Here is an 18,717-nt window from a genome sequence, read left to right on the forward strand (position 1 = left end):
TGTGGGAGCGGGCTTGCTCGCGCAGTGACCGCGTTCCCCTGTGGGAGCGGGCTTGCTCGCGAAGGCGTCAGCCCGACCGACACAGCATCCCGATCAGCGCGCAGGAATCAGCAACTCACGCAATCCAGAAGCGTGCTCCACCACCTCCCCCGGCAGTTTCAAACGCTGATCATCCAGGTAGCGATAATCCTTGCGCGCAATCGCCAACCGGTCGAAATCCAGCTCGACGCTGAACTGCCCCTCCTCACGCCCCGCTTCGAACAGCAGCGTCCCCAGCGGATCGACCAGCGCACTGCCGCCGGCAAACATCAAACCGTCATCCCCGGCCTCGACGCGGTTGACCATCAGCGCAAACGCCTGGTTTTCCTGGGCGCGGGCCATGATCGCGGTACGGTGAGTCGGGGCGTACGGGTCCATGTTGCCGTTGGTCACGATCAGCAATTCGGCACCCAGTTGCGCCAGTGCGCGGGCGGATTCGGGAAATTCGATGTCGTAGCAGATCAGCAGGCCGACGCGCACGCCGTTCCACTCGCAGGTGGCATAGCGGTCGCCGGGCTCGAACACGCCGCGATCCGACGCCCAGAGGTGGGTTTTGCGATATTTCAGCGCGATGCCTTCCGGGGTGATCAGCAGCGTGGTGTTGTAGAAGCGCCCGTTGTCGCTTTCGGCCATGCCGATCACCACGGCGATATTGCGCTCGCGGGCGGCGGCCAGCACGGCGCGGACGGTCGGGCCATCCAGCGGCTCGGCGATCTGCGCCACGGTGTCGGCGCTCGGGAAGCCCATCAGGTGGGTTTCCGGGAACACGATCAGTTGCGTGTCGGCGGCGCATGCGGCAATCGCCGCGAGGGCAAGTTCGAGGTTGTACGCCGTGTCTTTGTCACGGCCCGCCAGCTGGGCGAGTTCGACTTTCATCGCGAGTCCTTATGGTCATGCCCGGGCGCTGAAAGATTGCCCGGTGGCTGTCTGTGGGCCAGTATGCGCAGCAAGCAACCGGCCAGGGAATCACGCGGCCGGGGTAACCCGATAGGGGTAGATCCATGACCGTTTCGTTTGATGACATCACCTGGCACCGCGCCGTCGGGCAACTGATCGACGCGCTGGACAAGCCGAATTTCTGGGCGCAACTGGTGCGTCTGCTCGACCAGTACGTGGCGTTCGATAGTTGGGTGGTGCTGCTGTTCAGTGCCGATCAGCACCCGCAGGTGTTCGCCGAATGCCCCGGCGAGGACGGCAGTCCCGACCCGCTGTTTCAGGATTATCTGCGCGGCTTGTACCTGCTCGACCCGTTCTACATCGCCTGCCGCGAGCAGTCGCGCACCGGGCTGTACCGCCTGTCCGAGGTGGCACCGGAGCATTTCGAGCTGACCGAGTATTACCAGCGATACTTTCGTCTGAATGTGGTCGCCGACGAAATCCAGTTCAATTGCCAACTCGAAGGCGAGCGCACGTTGTGCCTGTCGCTGGGCAGTGAAAAACGTTTCACTGGCGAACAGATCGCTTTGCTGTCTTTGATCCAGCCGTGGGTGCTGGGCCTGTTGCGTCAGCGCCTGCCGTACGAGATCAACCAGACCGTGGCCCTCGCTGCCGCGCCAGCTGCGGCCGACTGGCGAGTGCAACTGGAAGCCTCGGTGCAACAACTCAAGGGTGCGCAACTGACCGCCCGGGAGCTGGATGTCGGGCGTTTGATGCTCAGCGGTTGCTCCAGTAAAGAAATCGCCCGTAAGCTGGAAATCTCCGTAGAAACCGTGAAAGTCCATAAGAAACACATGTACAGCAAGCTGGGGATCAAATCCCAGTCGGAGCTGTTTTCGATTTTTCTCCAGGCGCAGAACGCCTGAATAGCCTTGGTACGCAGGAGATATCTGAAGCTTGGAATCCCCTGTGGCGAGGGAGCTTGCTCCCGCTCGACTGCGCAGCAGTCGCAAAACCTGGTCACGCGATGCAGCAGACAGACCGTGATGGCCGGGTTTGGGGCTGCTGCGCAACCCAGCGGGAGCAAGCTCCCTCGCCACAAGAGCAAGCCAGTCTGCGCGCCATGGGTAACCATTGAGTCCGAACCCAAGGAAACCGTATGAGCCTGTCACTCCTGAGCCGCTACGCCTTCTTTGCCGTCTGCGTGATTTTCACCCTCGCCAGCCTGCCCTTTTTCGAACACGACTGGCTGTGGCCGATCACCGCCGTCACCGGCGTACTGAGCCTGCTTGGTCTGTTCGACCTGCTGCAGAGCCCGCACGCGGTGCGCCGCAACTACCCGATCCTGGGCAACATCCGCTATCTGGTCGAAGGCATCCGCCCGGAGATCCGCCAGTACCTGCTGGAATCCGACAGCGACGCCCTGCCCTTCTCCCGTGCTCAACGCTCGCTGGTCTATTCGCGGGCGAAGAACGAAAGCGCCGACAAACCCTTCGGCACGCTGATTGACGTCTATCAATCGGGCTTTGAATTCATCGGCCACTCGATGCGCCCGGCGCCGTTGAGCGACCCGAGCGGTTTCCGCGTCACCGTCGGCGGCCCGCAGTGCACCCAGCCGTATTCGGCCTCGGTGTTCAACATCTCGGCGATGAGCTTCGGCTCGCTCAGCGCCAACGCCATCCGCGCGTTGAATCAGGGCGCCAAGCTCGGCAACTTCGCCCACGACACCGGCGAAGGCAGCATCAGCCCGTATCACCGTGAACACGGCGGCGACCTGACCTGGGAACTGGGCAGCGGCTACTTCGGCTGCCGCACCAGCGACGGCCGTTTCGACCCGGAGCGCTTCGCCACTCAGGCACAGAATCCGCAGGTGCGGATGATCGAAATCAAGATGAGCCAGGGCGCCAAACCCGGTCACGGCGGGATCCTGCCCAAGCACAAGGTCACCCAGGAAATCGCCGACACCCGCGGCATCATGATGGGCGAAGACTGCATCTCGCCGTCACGCCACAGCGCGTTTTCCACGCCGATCGAAATGATGCACTTCATCCAGCAACTGCGCGAACTGTCCGGCGGCAAACCGGTGGGCTTCAAGTTCTGCCTCGGGCATCCGTGGGAATTCATGGGCATCGCCAAGGCCATGCTGGAAACCGGGATTCTGCCGGATTTCATCGTGGTCGACGGCAAGGAAGGTGGCACCGGCGCCGCGCCCGTGGAGTTCACCGACCACATCGGCGTACCGATGCGCGAGGGTCTGCTGTTTGTGCACAACACCCTGGTCGGCCTGAATCTGCGCGACAAGATCAAACTCGGCGCCAGCGGCAAGATCGTCAGTGCCTTCGATATCGCCAGCGTGCTGGCCATCGGCGCCGACTGGGCCAACTCCGCGCGCGGCTTCATGTTCGCCATCGGCTGTATCCAGTCGCAAAGCTGCCACACCAACAAATGCCCGACCGGCGTCGCCACCCAGGACGCTCTGCGCCAACGCGCCCTCGTCGTCCCGGACAAGGCCCAGCGCGTCTACAACTTCCACCGCAACACGCTCAAGGCGCTGGCGGAAATGTTGGCGGCAGCCGGTCTTGAGCATCCGTCGCAACTGTCGGCCAAGCACCTGGTGCGCCGCATGTCGGCGACCGAGATCAAACTGTTCTCGCAGCTGCATGTGTTTCTGAAACCGGGGGAATTGCTCACGGGTGAGGTGAATGGCGAGTTCTATTCGCGGATGTGGCAGATGGCGCGAGCGGACAGTTTTGAGCCGCAGGACGTGGCGGCAGCCTGAGCCTCGTCACCAACTGAGCAGGCGGTGAGGCGGCGGCTCTTTCATGACGATGAAACCGTAATCGCCAATCAGGTAAATCCGGTAATACAGACTGTCCACCAGCGCTGGAAACCCCTGATAGCCGACGCGGGTGGCGTTGCGCCGCTCGCGTTCGGCGACCACGTTGGTAATGCCTGCTGACGGCAGATTTTCCGCGAGCATGAAGTAGTCGACGTTGAGTAGATAGTGCAGCACCGGCAGCCGCTTGAATGAACCGGTCGCACTGGCCAGCCAGCGATCGGAGTAGCTCACCGAGAGATAGATCCGCTTGGCTTCACGCAGCTCGCGATGGGCAGCGATGTCATGGCTCAGGCTGTACAGCGCACTGCTGGCGAAGGTTTTCTGCAGATTCAGTACCCGGCCGTAGGCGAAGGACAGCGAGAGAGTCGCCAGCAGCGCAATGATCAGCAGCAAGGGCAAGCGGCGGTGCGCGGATGCCAACGCAACGTGCGCCAGATAGAACAACCCCAGCAACAACACGCCGAACCCCATCAGGGTGCGCGCGCCTTCATTGAAATCACGGAACAGCAGCGTGATCCCCGGCACCAGCAAAGCCAGGACAGGCAGCGTGAGCAAGCACAGCAGCGAGTCTGGCCAACGGTGCGGGCGGCACTGAACCAGTCGCACACTGCCAGCGATCGCACACAACACCAGCGCAGCGAAAACCCACGGGTAGCCACCGTGAAACAGCAGCGCGACTTTCTCCAGGACCCGAGCGAAATTGATGCCGATTTGCAACAGCGGATCGGCGTCCAGGTTCAACAGATCCGTTTTTCGCAACGTTTCCATGAATGGGTACGCCGTGGCGCTGTAGATCAGGATGCCCAGGCCCGCTTGTGCGAGTTTCCAGCCCAGCATCCGCAGAATCTCCGGCCACTGAGTTCGCCGCTGAACAGCCCTGATCAACTCGACACAACACAGCCCGAGAAACACATTGAAGCTGATCTGATAAAGACCGATTGCCAGCGCCAGCAACGCCGCCGGCACCAGCCAGCGCCGCACCCGCGATGAACCTTCGAATGTGATGGCGTAGATCGCCGCGACCATGCTCAGGGCCATGATCGGGCCGTCGTATTGATAGGACAGGTTCTGCAGCAAGAACGGGTTATACCAGAGCGGCAACGGCACCAGACAGCAGGCCAGCGTCGGTTCTGCAAAGTAGTGAAAGGTCAGGCGCGTCAGGGCCAGACTCATCGCTACGACGGCGAGCAACAGCGGCAACGGAAAGATGTTCGGCGCGGCGCCGGTGAACGTCAGCGCTTGATAAAACCAGTCGGCAAACAATCGCCCCTGCCCGGCCCAGGCATTGCCGGCGGCCAGCGTGCGCCAGTTGTCGTCGATGTAGGGGAAGTCGGCGAGGATCAGGGGCAGGACGTACAACGCGGTAGCCAGCAGGAAGAACAGCGCGACCTGACGGTGACTGAGTTCTCGTTGGAGAAATGCGCTCGTTCTCATGTGCGCGCCCCGTTTCAATGCCGCGCGAAATGGCGAAGTGATACAGGTTTGAGCCTTGCTTCGAGGTTTTTATCGCGCTTTCAGACCGGCGGTTACAGCTTCTGAAGCGCCCATGAAAAAAGCCCCGACCAATGGGCCGGGGCTTGTTTGTTACCGTACTGTCGACTTACGAAACCGAACGCACCGCACCCTGCGTTTCACCGGTCGGCTGCAGCTTGAACACGTAGAACAACACGGTCAGCAGCACCAGGAACACCGGCCCCACATATAGCGCCACGCGGGTGTCCGGGAAGTACGCCATCAGGCCGACCACCAGCACCAGAAACGCCAGCGCGAAGTACGAGCTGACCGGGTACAACCACATCTTGTATTTCAAGCCGGCACGTTCGCTGGCGCTCAGGCCTTTGCGGAATTTCAGTTGCGCCAGCAGGATCATCACCCAGGTCCAGATCGCGCCGAAGGTGGCAATCGACGTCACCCAGACGAAGACTTTCTCCGGCACCAGGTAGTTGAGCAGCACGCCGATCAGCAGCGCGAAAATCGACAAGAGCAATGCCCGACGCGGCACGCCGTTGGAGGTCTTGGCGAAACCGGCCGGGGCCTGGCCGTTCTGCGCCAGGCTGTAGAGCATGCGCCCGGTGCTGAAGATGCCGCCGTTGCACGACGACAGCGCCGCAGTGATCACCACGAAGTTGATGATGCCGGCGGCGGTCTTGATGCCCAGACGCTCGAAGGTCATCACGAACGGGCTGCCCTGAGTGCCGATTTCGTTCCACGGGTAGATCGACAGGATCACGAACAGCGCGCCGACGTAGAACAGCAGAATGCGCCAGAACACCGAGCCGATCGCATCGGGAATGGTCTTCTGCGGGTTCTTCGCTTCACCGGCGGTGAGGCCGATCATTTCGACACCGAGGTAGGCGAACATGACCATTTGCAGGGACATCAGCACACCGGTCACGCCGTTGGGCATGAAGCCGCCGTGAGCCCACAGGTTGGAAATCCCCAGCGCCACGCCGTCGTTGCCGAAACCGAAAGCAATGATGCCGACGCCGCCGATGACCATGGCGATGATGGTGACGATCTTGATCAGGGCGAACCAGAACTCGAATTCACCGAAGGCTTTTACCGCGATGAGGTTGATCGAGCCCATGCTGATCAGCGCCGCGAGGGCCCAGATCCAGCGCGGTACATCGGGGAACCAGATGCCCATGTACACGGCGACGGCGGTGATTTCCGCGACGCAGGTCACCAGCCACAGGAACCAGTAGTTCCAGCCAGTGAGAAAGCCCGCCAGCGGGCCGAGGTAGTCCTGGGCGTAGCGGCTGAACGAGCCGGCCACCGGGTTGTGTACGGCCATTTCACCGAGGGCGCGCATGATCACCAGGATCGCCAGACCGCCGAGAATGTACGACAGCATGATCGCCGGGCCGGCCATTTCAATGGCCTTGGCCGAGCCGAGAAACAGGCCGACGCCGATACAGGCACCGAGTGCCATCAGGCGAATATGCCGTTCGCCGAGTTCGCGTTTAAGCGGGCCGCCGTGAGCGGTCTCGCCATGGGGCAGGTGATTGCCGACTGGCATAGGGATACAACCTCGTCTTGTTATTGGATATGACCACCGTGTGTCGAAGCCTCGACCGATAGGCCTCAGCTTCCCGACACCGCGCCTGCTTCGTGGGCAGACACGTCATGCAGGACCCTGCCTGCAAGATCAGCGGGGCGTGCAGTATAGAAAGCTTGTCACAGGGCTTTTCACTCTATAAGTGACAACATTCAGCTAGAAGTCTCGGCAAAAAGCCGCTTTACGGAGAGATATTACCTGATATGCGTAGGAATATTCACCACAAAAATCCCGGCGAGTATTGCACGATGATGGTGCACCGTCATGGCCCTGCTTTGGTGGTATTGCGTGGGGGACGGCTCTAGCACAGCCGTTTCGATGAACTTGACTGTTTAACCCCCTGTGGCGAGGGAGCTTGCTCCCGCTCGGCGGCGCAGCCGTCGTATTACCCGCGCACGCGGTGTTTCAGACAGATCGCGATTAGAGGGATTGGGGCTGCTACGCAACCCAGCGGGAGCAAGCTCCCTCGCCACAGAGAAGGCGACATCTGGAAATTTTCGGAAATTTCGTACAGCCATCGCAGACCCAATTCTTGAATGCTGCGACTAGCGTGAATAGGGATTGAACTCGCAAAGGACGCAACGGAATGCGTAAACCCCTACATTCACATCGGCTCCGCCGAGGGCGTTGTTCGGAGTCAGGACGTGCTTATCTCATAACCGCCGTGGTGTATCAGCGACGCAGAATATTCAGCGATTGGCAGGTGGGGCTTTTGTTGGTAGCGGAACTCCGGCGAGCTCATGACCAGCGATGGGTCGACTCGATCGCCTGGGTGGTGATGCCTGACCACTTCCATTGGTTGGTCCAGCTGGAAGAAATACATATTGAACGTCTGATGCAAGCGGTGAAATCCCGCAGCACATTGTCGATTAACCGTGTCCTGAACCGAAAAGGCGCGTTTTGGCAAACCGGCTATCACGACCGAGCCATCCGTGATGGAGAAGACTTGAAACCCTTCGCCCGATACATCATCGCCAATCCGCTACGGGCCGGCCTGGTAGAAAAAATTGGTGACTACCCACTCTGGGATGCCTGCTGGCTCTAAAGCTCCCACTCCCCCTGTGGCGAGGGAGCTTGCTCCCGCTCGGCGGCGAAGCCGTCGTAACACTCGCGCACGCGGTGGTTCAGACAAATTGCGACTAAAGGGATTGGGACTGCTGCGCAGTCCAGCGGGAGCAAGCTCCCTTGCCACAGGTGCAGTTTTCTTCAGAAACCGCTCCCACCCAAACCCCGCACTTTTTTTTCCCCATCACCAACCACCGTCTAAGCTTCAGTCAAGTCCGATCAATCTGCGTGAATGGATCAATCGACTATGGGCGCTTTGTGGCAAACCGATTCGAGTAAAGCCGTGGTTCCGACTGAACGTGTGGATGAAGCGCCTGTCCCCCCCAAAAAACGCCGCAGCCGGCATGGCTGGAAGGCGTTCTGGTTATTGCTGCTGATTATCGCCATCGTGGTGGGTCTGGCCGCGAGCAAGGAGATGCGCACCTCGCGTTTCCAGTCCCGGGAGCTGAGCCAGTACGCCGCCTCGCTCAAATATCAGCTGGAGCCCGGCCCCAGCGAAGCGATCCGCTATCCGGGCAACGGGCCGTTCGATCTGCGTCTGGGCTACAGCTCTCTCGATGAATTCCTGCCACGCCTGCTCAAGCGCAATTACGTGATCACCGAGCAGACGCGATTTTCACCCGCGCTGTTGAGCTACACCGACAAGGGCCTGTTCGTGCCCTATTCGGAAAAGATCCAGGCCGGGCTGTCGATCACCGATTGCCGCGCTGCGCCGTTGTATCAGTACAAGTATCCGCAGCAGCTGTATTCGAGTTTTGCGGCGATTCCGCCGGTGGTGGTCAGCAGTCTGCTGTTCATCGAAAACCGCTTTCTGCTCGACCCCAAGCAACCGTTGGCCAACCCGGCGGTGGACTGGCCGCGCTTCGGCATGGCCGCGTGGTCGCAGGTGGCGAAACTGCTGCACCTGCCGGGGCAATCGGCGGGCGGCAGCACCCTGGCGACGCAACTGGAGAAGTACCGGCACTCGCCCGATGGCCTGACGGTGTCCGGCGCCGAGAAGATCCGTCAGATGATTTCCGCCAGCGTGCGTGCCTATCAGCCCGGCCCGGAAACCCTCGGCGCGCGGCAGAACATTATCCGCGACTACCTCAACAGCGTGCCGCTTTCCGCTGTGCCGGGGCACGGTGAAGTACACGGCATGGCCGAAGGTTTGCGGGTCTGGTACGGCAGCGATTTCAACCAGGCCAATGCACAGCTGAACAGCCCGGCCACCGATGCGAAAACCATGGCCGACAAAGGCCTGGCCCTGCGCGAAATGCTCTCGCTGATGATCGCCCAGCGCCGCCCTTCGCATTACCTGACCAAAGGCCGCGAAGAACTCGCCGACCTCACCGACAGCCACTTGCGCCTGCTCAAACAGGGCGGCGTGATCGACAGCGCGCTGGCCGATGCCGCACTGGCGAGCAAGGTCACTTACCGCGACTGGCAGACCCAGCCGACCCTTCAGCCGATCGAAACCAACAAGGGCATCAGCGTCGCCCGCAGCCGTCTGGCGAGTATGCTCAACCGTCCGCTGTACGACCTTGATCGCCTCGACCTCTCAGCCACCAGCACCTTGCAGGGCGAGTTGCAGACCCAGGCCACCGATTACCTGAAAAAACTCGCCGACCCCACGTTTGCCGGGCAGATCGGCCTGATTGGCGAACGCCTGCTCACCCCCACCAGCACCACCCAGGTGCGCTACAGCTTCACCCTGTTCGAACTGACCCCGGACGGCTCGCGGGTGCGCGTGCAGACCGACAGCACCGACCAGCCGTTCGACATCAACGAGGGCAGCAAGCTGGAGCTCGGCTCGACGGCGAAGATGCGCGTGCTGACGACCTACCTGCAGATCATCTCCGAACTGCACGACAAGTACGGCGCCATGAGCGTGCCGGAACTGAAGAAGGTCGAAGTGCCGGATCAGGACCGCCTCAGCCAGTGGGTGATCGATTACCTGATCCAGAACAAGGACCACGATCTGTCGAAAATGCTCGGCGCCGCGCTCGACCGCAAATATTCGGCCAGCCCCGGCGAGGCGTTTTTCACCGGTGGCGGCCTGCATGTGTTCCACAACTTTCGCAAGGAAGACAACGGCCGCCTGCCGACTCTGCGCGATGCGCTGCGCGAGTCGATCAACCTGCCATTCATTCGCCTGATGCGCGACGTGGTGCGCTACGTCACCTACTCCGGCCCCAACAGCAGCGCCGAACTGCTCAAGGACGACCGCGATCCGCGACGTCAGGAATACCTGGCCAGTTTCGCTGACCGCGAAGGCACCTCGTTCCTGCTCAAGTTCTGGAAGAAGTACAAGAACAAGGACACCCAGGCGCGCCTCGACACCTTCCTCGACAGCATGCGCCCGACCCCGATCCGCATGGCCGCCGTGCATCGTTATCTGCTGCCCAATGCCAGTCAGGAAGACTTCAACAGCTTCGTGCGCGCGCACCTCAAAGGCGCCAAGCTCACCGAGAAACTCACCGACGATCGCCTGATCCGGTTGTACGACGCCTACGGCCCGGGCACCTACGATCTGCCGGATCAGGGCTTCATTGCCAAGGTCCATCCGCTGGACCTGTGGTTGATGGGCTACCTGCTGCACAACCCGGACGCCACTTTCAGTCAGGTGGTCAAGGCCAGCCAGTTCGAGCGTCAGGAAGTCTATAGCTGGCTGTTCAAGAGCAAGCACAAGGGCGCCCGCGACAGCCGCATCCGCACCATGCTCGAGATCGAAGCGTTCCTGGAGATTCACCAGCGCTGGCAGAAAGTCGGCTATCCGTTCGACCATCTGGTGCCGTCGCTGGCCACCGCCATCGGCAGCTCCGGCGATCGTCCTGCCGCGCTGGCCGAACTGATCGGCACCATCCTCAACGATGGCGTGCGCATGCCGACGCTGCGCATCGACAGCCTGCACTTTGCTGCAGACACCCCGTATGAAACGCGTCTGACCAACGACCCGCATGTGGGCAAACGGGTGATGCCATCGGAGGTCGCCACGGCAATGCGCGAAGCGTTGTCGCAAGTGGTGGACTCGGGCACGGCGAAACGGGTGTCCGGCAGTTTCAAAACCGCCGACGGCACCCCGCTGGTGATGGGCGGCAAGACCGGCACCGGCGACAACCGCATCGAAGCCATCGGCTCCGGCGGGCGCATCCTCAGTTCGAAGTCGATCAACCGTACCGCGACCTTCGTGTTCTACATCGGCAACAACCACTTCGGCACGCTCACCGCGTTCGTCCCCGGACGCTCGGCGGAGAACTTCAAGTTCACCTCGGCACTGCCGGTGCAAGTGCTCAAGGGCATGGCGCCGATCCTTTCGCCATACCTGCAACCGGGCACGCACACGATGTGCCAGGCGCCGGAGGTCACCGCCGCCCGGTAAGCCACGAAAGCAGCGTGGCGTGGTGGTAACTGTGTATTTTTCCCTCCGTGTTTTTCGAAGGCTCCGTACGCAACCCCGGCGCTTTCAACCGGGTATTTGCGCTTTTTTCACCCACTGTCCTTGCCTAGGCTGATCGCTCCATTTTTGATCAAGGACGATCCAGCAATGCCCACCCTTTCCCCGCAGGGGCAACCGCCACGCACGGCGCACCTCGTCTCACCGGATGTCAGTGTTCATTATCAGACGATCGAAAAAGCCATCCCGGCCTGGCTGCGCGCAAGCTCAGCAAAGCGGGTCAATGAGTTGCAGCTGCACCGACTGAAACTGCCGGCCTGGTATCAACAGGTATCGGACGCCGAACACCTGCGCCTGCAACAGCAGATGGAAAATGCCTGGAAGGCGCAAAACCAAGTGGACAAGGCCTTGAGCAGTCTGCAAGACGTCTACGCCTTCGCCAAACCGTTATTACAGCAGGCACTGCACCAGCGTTTCGGCGTCGAGGACGATGTCGAGAACACCTGGCTGCGCCTGTACGCCCCCGTCAACAGCGCGTGGTGGGCCCATGACTTTGCCGGCGCAACCACCAGCCGCACCGTCTCGCTGCTCGACGCTGCATTGCATAATTTCGCTTGGGATGAGGTGTTCAGTCCGGACTCGGAGTTCATCACCCGCCCCGATGCCAACGGCCACTTCACGGTCAGGCCGCTCAAGCACAAACTGAGTATCGAGCAGTTCAAGTCACTGTGCCGCGAGCTGAATATCGGCGCCCGATACGAGCAGCATCTCAACGATTTTCTGCGCTCGGGCAACCGTGTGGCCCGCCAGGTTTTGCAGTACCGGGTCATCTTCAGTCAGAAAAGTACATTGAGCGTCTGTGCCCAGTTGGCTCTGGCAAAAAAGGACATTGACCGCGACGCCTACGAGGTCATTCAGGGCATGCTCGATGACCGGCGCAACCTGCGCTGGCGCGGGCGCGCCATCAACTACTACAACCTCGCCATGATGGATACGGCGCTGACCGGTATCACCCTCATCGCCCCTGACGTGGACTCCGCCAATGCCCCGGTCCCGGTGATTGCCTATGTGCCCCATGACCCGGAACACCCGCTCAAACAATACCCCTCGGCGCTGGACTTCATGGCGGAACTGACGCGGCAACTGCGCGACCGCGACGCTGCCGGCAGCTATCAGCGGTTTTTCAGCCAGTTCGTCAACCATCAGCAGCGCGGGCATTTTTTTGCAGGGTTGAACGCCCGCCTGAGCAACGTGAAATGGCACGCCGTACCGCCGGGAACCAACCTGCCCAGTTGGCGCGAGACACCTGTGGATCACCCCGACCTGCGCTTTCGTCTGACGAAAGTCCAGGACGACCGCGATACCCGCTACACCGGCAGTCTCTGGACTTACTTCTATCAGCAGAAGCTCAACAAGATTTTCAATGACGCCCGGGAGATCGCCATTTCCACCGAGTATGCCGACCGCATGGCCCGCTGGGCCTGGTGGGACAACCTGGGGAAAATCCTCTCGGATATCTTCAACGTGGCGCTGCTGGTGGTGACCCCGCTGGTGCCGGGGCTCGGCGAATTGATGCTGGCCTACACCACGTATCAACTGCTCGACGGCGTCTTTGAAGGCATCGTCGACATGGCCGAAGGGCATTTGGCCGAAGCGGGTGAGCAAGCCATTGGCGTGCTGCAAAGCATCGTCCAGCTCGGCGCCTTCGCCGCTGGCGCCAGCCTGGGACGTGTCGCACGGGTCAAGCTGTCGTCGTTTGTCGAAGGCCTGAAACCGGTGCAGTTGGCCGATGGCCAGACCCGTCTGTGGAATCCGGATCTGGCGCCCTATCGCCTGCCGGAACAAACCCTGTCGAGCCCGGCCCGCCCCGATGCGTACGGCGTTCATACGCTGGGGGACAAACAATTGCTGCGCCTGGATCAACACCTGTTCGAGGTGACCAAGGATCCGGTTTCCGGGAAACACCGCCTGCGCCATCCGCGACGTCCCCGGGCCTACGCACCGACGCTTGCGCACAACGCCGACGGGGCCTGGGTCTGTGAAACGGAAAACCCGCGTCTGTGGGACGGGCGAAAACTGCTGCGGCGCATCGGTCATCGCACCGATGGTTTCAGCGACGCGCAACTGGAGCACATGCGCCTGCTGACCGGCACCGACGAGGACATGCTGCGTCGCATGCATGTCGACAACACCCCGCCGCCACCATTGCTCAGCGACACGCTGGATCGACTTGGCCCGGCGCGTCCGGTGCAGCCCGACGCGCCACTCTCGCCGGCGGCCAGCCAGGTGATGGTGGATTGTCCACAGTTGACGCCGGTTCTCGCCGAACGGGTGGTGTCCCATGCCCGGCCGCTGGAACAGCAGCAAGCCACGACGCAACGCCGTCTGCCCTTGCGTTTGCGCACGACCGCCCGCGAGGTGCAGTTTGAATTGCAGTCCGTGCGCGCCGCCCAGGGTTTGCAGCAGGAAGCCCTGAGCAACATCGACAGCGAACGGCTGATCCTCGGCGCGCTGCGGCATTACAGCGATACCTTCGGGGCGCTGCGGATTGAAATCCGTGAAGGCACGTTCGACGGCGAGTTGCGTTGCGAGGCCGGTGCCGCGGTCGCCGAGCGCATCCGGGTGCTGGTGCGGGTTGCTGCCGATCGCTATCAAGTGCGCGATGGCGCGAACCTGCCGATCCACCCCGCCAGTGGCCTGTACGAGGCAATCCTGCAGGCGATCAATCACGATGGTCGTAGTGCCCTGGGGTATCGAACCGACGACATCGAACCGTTCAAGCAGTGGATCATCGCCAGAACCCAGGCCCCCAGCGAGCGGCGCACGCTACTCGCCAGTCCGCCGATCCGCCCGATCGCGGAATACAACACCCTGTTTCTGGTGCGCGGCCCGGGCCTGAGCCGCAATGCCGCCACGCTGGAGCAACGCATCCAGGATCTGCATCCGCATTTCAGCCCGAGCGAGGTCGAAGCGTTTGCCAATGCTCTGACCGAACGCGGCGAGCCGCTCAAGGCCATCGAGGAGCACGAAAACGAACTCGATGAACTGCGGGTCATCGTCCATCGCTGGCGCTATCAGCAACCGCAGACCTGGGGGCCGGGCAGTCAGGGGTTCCGTGACGGTGGCGGGCTGCATATTTACGAAAGTCTGCTGAACTGCTTCGAACGCAAGAACGCGCACCTGGGCAACCGCACCGATCCGTCGGCCTATGCGCTGGACCTCTCGCTGGAACTGCTCTCCACGAATCTGGAAACCTGGTGGGCGAAACGTCCACCGCTGAAGAAGTTTCTCGACAAGGTCACGCTGCTCAACCTCGATAACGCGCGGTTTTCCCCCGACGCCAACGGCCTGCTCAAAGACTTTCCGAACGTGGTCGAGCTGAGCGCCAAATACTGCGAGCTGACGCGCTTGCCGGACCGCATCGGGACCACGATGCGCCGCCTCGAACGACTGCGTCTGAACAACAACCACATCGTGCTGGATCGCGCCGCCGTCGAACGGCTGGGCAGCCTGACCTACCTCGAAGTGCTGAGAATGGACGATAACCCGCTGGGGCTGTCGCCTGATCTGTCGCGCATGCCGCGCCTCAAGGTGGTGGCGCTGAAGAACACCGGCCTGACCACCTGGCCTGACGGCATTCTGGCCAAGCCACGGCCACGCGGTCTGCTGCTCGATCTGCGCGGCAACCCGCTGACGGTAATCCCCGACGTGCCGAGCGGTTCCGATGGGCAATGGCTGGTGGCGCGCACGCGTCTGGACGTCGCCGCCCTGTCGGACCTCAACCAGTTGCGTTACCAGGACAGTCGCCGTTCGATGGCACTGCCACCGGAGCCGATCATGCCGGTCGCCATCCCGGGCACCTCGATCATCTCCAACTATGGCGCCGACTACTGGTCCGACGTGCCGGGCTGGGGCATTGATCGCGAAACACCGTGGACAGAGCTGGTGGAAGATCCCATGGCCGCACCGTTCATGGCGACGTTGCTCAGCGTGCGTGAGTTTGCCGATTTCCGCGCTGGCGGAACGGCGCGCGAGCAGTTGATGCAACGCGTCTGGCGCATGCTCGACGCCGTGCACGTCGACAGTCGCTTACGCGAAAAACTGTTCACCATGGTGGTGGCGCCGGTGGACTGCGCCGATGCCGGTACGCAGCTGTTCAACCACATGGGGGTGAACGTGCTGGCCTACGAGGCCCATGCCTATTCGGTCGAGCCGAAGGAACTGGAACTGAAGCTGGTGACGCTGGCCAAAGGCGCGGCGCGCCTGGAACAGGTCAACGAAATCGCCCGGGCCGATGTCGCCAGTCGTGGCGGCAACCCCGATGACGTGGAGGTTTATCTGGCCTACCAGACCGGTCTGGCCAAACGTCTCGGCTTGCCCTGGCAGTCCGAGGGCATGCTGTACCGGCCGGTGTCCGGCGTCACTGACGCGATGATCGATCAGGCCTACGACACGGTACTGGCGCTGGGTGAAGGTGATGGCCTGGTCAACCAGATGCTTGAGCTCGACTTCTGGAAAGAGTATTTGAGCGAGCGCTATCCAGTGCGCCTGGAAAGCAACAAGCGTCTGTTTCAGCACCGCTACGAAGCCCTTGAATCGCTGCGCGAAATCCAGCTCCAGTGGGTGCAGTCGACCGTGGCCGAGGAACGCGCAGCCTTGCGCGAACAGCTCAAGACGTTGATGAACGATCTGCCGGCGCCGGCAACCGTGGTGTTCAATGAGGAGCCGATTAGCGACACGCTGTTCGAGCGGCTGCTGGTCGATCTGGCGGATGACGAAAAAGAACTCGCGCGTCGCCTGACCCGTGAAGCCCTGACCCGCGCCGGGCTTTGATAACGGCGCGCCGGTCTGCCCGTTGCACATCGGGCAGGCCGGGCGACCTCAGGGCGCCGCCGCATTGAAGATCAGGTGCACGTTGCCGTAGTAACTCCCGGGCTTGTAGCCGCCGGCGGGCGTGATCGGCTGGATCTCCAGCGCATAACGTCCGCCGGCCCTGGCCTGCTCCGCAGAAACCACCTGACGCGGCGTCTCGTGAGTCAGCACGGTATCGGCGAAGCTGACGCGCAGATAAATGTTCTGCTCCTCGCGACCATTGGACAGAAACGCGGCGTTCTCAAGGCGGGCCTCGATGGCACTGGTGTCGTGCCTGAGGTCGAAGTGTTTGCGCATTCCGCCGAGGCTCTTGGTGCTGATATTCCACGGCAGAATCTGTTCACGATGAATCCAGTCCGTTTCGGCCGGTATCACATAAAAACCCAGCGTCGGAATATCCACCGACACCTCGAACCGGTGCTCTTCGCGTGCCGCAAACGATTCTGCACTGAACAGGGTCAGAACGCCCGCGCACAGGATCATCAACGATGGCTTGATCATTTCAGGCCCCCCCTGATGATTGGCCGGCTACGCGCAGGGACTTCTTGCTGTCGCCTTCCACCAGATTGAAACGGTATTCACGCCCGGCCTGCTTGTCGAACTCGAAACTGTTGCCTGCGCGGAGGTGGTGTTTGGTGGTTGGCTCGCAGGCGGTTTCGTCTTTCAGCGCACAATTGCGGAACTCGTCGATCAGCACCACGGTGTTGCCGTTATTGCGCACTCGATAGGTTGTCGGGGTGTCTTCGATCACGCTGTCGAAATGGCTGTCTTTCGGGCGCACAAAGAACACCGTACCGAAACCGGTCATGACGTTGACCCCGGCCGACAAGGTGGTTTTGTATTGTTCACGCTCCTCGGCGGACACGGCGAATTCGTCTTCCTTTTCCGGGACAACGGGGATGAACCGCACGCGGAAATAGCGCTCCCGGTCACGCTCGCCCATCATCAACAGACGCGTACCCTGCATGCCGTTGGCCGGCACAATCAGCCGCGCGGGGCTGGCCATCAGGCCGTCTCGACTGCTCATGTCGGCCTGGCTCCTGACCTCGATTTCCCGCGAGGTGCCGTCGGCGTCGTAGAGGATTTCGAGGATATTGACCTTGACGAATGCGGTGCTGTCGCCGCTGTTGAATACCCGTTTCAGGTACGTGCTCTTGTCGCCGTCGAGGTAGTCGTAGACCGTCCCGACATTGATCTGCGGGCCGGCCTGCAGGGCAAAGGGCAGCCCGCTCAAAACCATTGCTAACACCAGACGCTTCATCACCTTGATTCCTTGGTCGTTGAACACAATGCCGAGTCGACTCATCGCTGAATGGCCCATCAGATATCCGAATCCCAGATCACAATGACAGTGCCGGAATAGCTGTCGCTCACGCCGGGCTGCAGCATCTCTGCCATCGAATGCGGCGGAACTTCGAAATGCAGAGTTCCCGGGGCTCGATCCACATAAAAACCGGGCTTGAAATACAGGGCACTCCCGACGCCGGGCTTCAATCGCATGCGCCGCACCGGCTGGCCGGCAAGATCGGTTATGCCATTGGGCATGCTGACGCTGACGTACAGCTCGACTCGACGGTAATTATTGCTGTCCTGCAATCCGCACTCGCCACCTACTCCGGGACCGCAGTTGATCAGCATCTTGAAACGCGATGACGCCGAAATGTTGAAGGTCTGGTCGCGGAACAGCCCGACCGGCCGCCGTCCGGCCTGCAGCCAGCTCTGCCAGCCACCGTTGGGAACCAGGCGGACTTTCTCGCCACCGGGCGGGATGTCGACCTTGAGGGTGTGCTGCACATTCAGATTGAAATTCAAGGTCAGAGACGAACTCGACGGCAACATCACATCGCCAAAATCGAAATCCGCATTCGGCCCGACGCTGTAGGTCAGCGAACCGCTGTAGTCCCCCGACGACATCCCAAGCGGGTCGGGGGTGACCAGTTCATAGGCAAAATCGAGGTGTTCCAGACGCAACCACGGCACATCGAACTTCGCCTGTTTGGTACAGGCAGCGGCCGCTGGCGTTTTCCAGAAAAACGAGTATGAATCGGGGGAGTACCACCCCACACCGCTGTACTGACAGGGCGCCGGAGCATAGACCCAACTTGAGCCCCACAACAGGTTGTGGGCGCTGCGATCGTCTTCGGCGCCCTCCACCAGTTTCATCACTTTCTCGGTCACATAGCGCGAACCGATACCGACGATCCGCACCTTGACGATTTTTGGCTCGCGGGTGGTCTCGTGATAGACCGTCAGCTCACGCCACTGCACGGGTACCTGAAACGTTGCCCCTTGCCGCGGCGAAGGATGATTCGCCGCAATCGGCGCACGAGCGTTGAACTGAATCGGCACCTGCAAGCTGAATATTTCGTGCTGCTCGCACTGCGCCGGATCGTAGGTGCAGTAACCACTGGAAGGCGTGGTGTTGTGGAACTTGTTGCGGTGCGGATAAGACGAGTCCGGCTTGAACTCGGCGGTGATCGACACCTGTTCGGCGTGAGCCGCAGATACCGTGCCGGCGACTAGCACAACAGCGGCCAGCCCGCGACGCAGGTATGTAGCCAAGGGTGAGACGTTCATGTCTGCAAATCTCCT

The 18,717-nt window shown here is 61.4% G+C and carries 11 protein-coding genes; 5 read left to right on the plus strand and 6 right to left on the minus strand.

Annotated features, from left to right (window positions below; translation table 11 throughout):
• Positions 1-93 precede the first annotated feature (93 nt).
• Positions 94-915: a carbon-nitrogen hydrolase family protein gene (locus LVD08_RS09850; RefSeq protein ID WP_247268035.1), complete on the minus strand. Its 822-nt coding sequence runs from the start codon at positions 913-915 to the stop codon at positions 94-96.
• Positions 916-1,040: 125 nt separating this feature from the next.
• Between LVD08_RS09850 and LVD08_RS09855 the strand changes: the two genes are divergently transcribed.
• The gene (locus tag LVD08_RS09855; protein WP_098965425.1) at positions 1,041-1,841 is read left to right on the plus strand and encodes a helix-turn-helix transcriptional regulator; all 801 of its coding nucleotides are present in this window, start codon (positions 1,041-1,043) and stop codon (positions 1,839-1,841) included.
• Positions 1,842-2,074: 233 nt separating this feature from the next.
• Positions 2,075-3,694 carry an FMN-binding glutamate synthase family protein gene (locus LVD08_RS09860; RefSeq protein ID WP_247268036.1) on the plus strand — a complete coding sequence of 540 codons (1,620 nt, stop codon included), beginning with the start codon at positions 2,075-2,077 and terminating at the stop codon, positions 3,692-3,694.
• Positions 3,695-3,700: 6 nt separating this feature from the next.
• Here the strand turns inward: LVD08_RS09860 and LVD08_RS09865 are convergent, their stop codons facing one another.
• Positions 3,701-5,188 carry a glucosyltransferase domain-containing protein gene (locus tag LVD08_RS09865; protein WP_247268037.1) on the minus strand — a complete coding sequence of 496 codons (1,488 nt, stop codon included), beginning with the start codon at positions 5,186-5,188 and terminating at the stop codon, positions 3,701-3,703.
• Between the two features lie 166 nt (positions 5,189-5,354).
• On the minus strand, positions 5,355-6,773 hold the full coding sequence (locus LVD08_RS09870) for an amino acid permease (RefSeq protein ID WP_027612097.1): 1,419 nt from the start codon (positions 6,771-6,773) through the stop codon (positions 5,355-5,357).
• A 625-nt stretch (positions 6,774-7,398) separates the two neighbouring features.
• On the opposite strand from LVD08_RS09870, the gene LVD08_RS09875 reads away from it, so the two are divergent.
• From LVD08_RS09875 to LVD08_RS09885, 3 genes are all read left to right on the plus strand, one after another.
• On the plus strand, positions 7,399-7,857 hold the full coding sequence (locus LVD08_RS09875) for an REP-associated tyrosine transposase (RefSeq protein WP_247268038.1): 459 nt from the start codon (positions 7,399-7,401) through the stop codon (positions 7,855-7,857).
• Between the two features lie 267 nt (positions 7,858-8,124).
• The gene (locus LVD08_RS09880; protein ID WP_097086093.1) at positions 8,125-11,238 is read left to right on the plus strand and encodes a transglycosylase domain-containing protein; all 3,114 of its coding nucleotides are present in this window, start codon (positions 8,125-8,127) and stop codon (positions 11,236-11,238) included.
• 165 nt (positions 11,239-11,403) lie between these two features.
• The gene (locus LVD08_RS09885) at positions 11,404-16,086 is read left to right on the plus strand and encodes an NEL-type E3 ubiquitin ligase domain-containing protein (protein WP_247268039.1); all 4,683 of its coding nucleotides are present in this window, start codon (positions 11,404-11,406) and stop codon (positions 16,084-16,086) included.
• A 48-nt stretch (positions 16,087-16,134) separates the two neighbouring features.
• Here the strand turns inward: LVD08_RS09885 and LVD08_RS09890 are convergent, their stop codons facing one another.
• The 3 genes from LVD08_RS09890 to LVD08_RS09900 are packed head-to-tail and all read right to left on the minus strand — an operon-like array spanning position 16,135 to position 18,702.
• Positions 16,135-16,626, minus strand: a complete 492-nt coding sequence (locus tag LVD08_RS09890) for a CS1 type fimbrial major subunit (protein ID WP_247268040.1) — start codon at positions 16,624-16,626, stop codon at positions 16,135-16,137.
• Between the two features lies 1 nt (position 16,627).
• On the minus strand, positions 16,628-17,386 hold the full coding sequence (locus LVD08_RS09895) for a molecular chaperone (protein ID WP_247268041.1): 759 nt from the start codon (positions 17,384-17,386) through the stop codon (positions 16,628-16,630).
• Between the two features lie 59 nt (positions 17,387-17,445).
• Positions 17,446-18,702, minus strand: a complete 1,257-nt coding sequence (locus LVD08_RS09900) for a hypothetical protein (RefSeq protein ID WP_247268042.1) — start codon at positions 18,700-18,702, stop codon at positions 17,446-17,448.
• Positions 18,703-18,717: the final 15 nt, after the last annotated feature.

This window comes from Pseudomonas sp. YL2 (assembly GCF_023063025.1).
GTDB classification, from domain to species: Bacteria; Pseudomonadota; Gammaproteobacteria; order Pseudomonadales; family Pseudomonadaceae; genus Aquipseudomonas; species Aquipseudomonas putida_A.

Excerpts from the sequence above, each read along its gene's own strand:
- LVD08_RS09860 (WP_247268036.1), top strand. The coding sequence starts at position 2,075 with ATGAGCCTGTCACTCCTGAGCCGCTACGCCTTCTTTGCCGTCTGCGTG.
- LVD08_RS09895 (WP_247268041.1), bottom strand. The coding sequence starts at position 17,386 with ATGAAGCGTCTGGTGTTAGCAATGGTTTTGAGCGGGCTGCCCTTTGCC.
- LVD08_RS09855 (WP_098965425.1), top strand. The coding sequence starts at position 1,041 with ATGACCGTTTCGTTTGATGACATCACCTGGCACCGCGCCGTCGGGCAA.
- LVD08_RS09875 (WP_247268038.1), top strand. The coding sequence starts at position 7,399 with ATGCGTAAACCCCTACATTCACATCGGCTCCGCCGAGGGCGTTGTTCG.
- LVD08_RS09885 (WP_247268039.1), top strand. The coding sequence starts at position 11,404 with ATGCCCACCCTTTCCCCGCAGGGGCAACCGCCACGCACGGCGCACCTC.
- LVD08_RS09850 (WP_247268035.1), bottom strand. The coding sequence starts at position 915 with ATGAAAGTCGAACTCGCCCAGCTGGCGGGCCGTGACAAAGACACGGCG.
- LVD08_RS09865 (WP_247268037.1), bottom strand. The coding sequence starts at position 5,188 with ATGAGAACGAGCGCATTTCTCCAACGAGAACTCAGTCACCGTCAGGTC.
- LVD08_RS09900 (WP_247268042.1), bottom strand. The coding sequence starts at position 18,702 with ATGAACGTCTCACCCTTGGCTACATACCTGCGTCGCGGGCTGGCCGCT.
- LVD08_RS09870 (WP_027612097.1), bottom strand. The coding sequence starts at position 6,773 with ATGCCAGTCGGCAATCACCTGCCCCATGGCGAGACCGCTCACGGCGGC.
- LVD08_RS09880 (WP_097086093.1), top strand. The coding sequence starts at position 8,125 with ATGGGCGCTTTGTGGCAAACCGATTCGAGTAAAGCCGTGGTTCCGACT.
- LVD08_RS09890 (WP_247268040.1), bottom strand. The coding sequence starts at position 16,626 with ATGATCAAGCCATCGTTGATGATCCTGTGCGCGGGCGTTCTGACCCTG.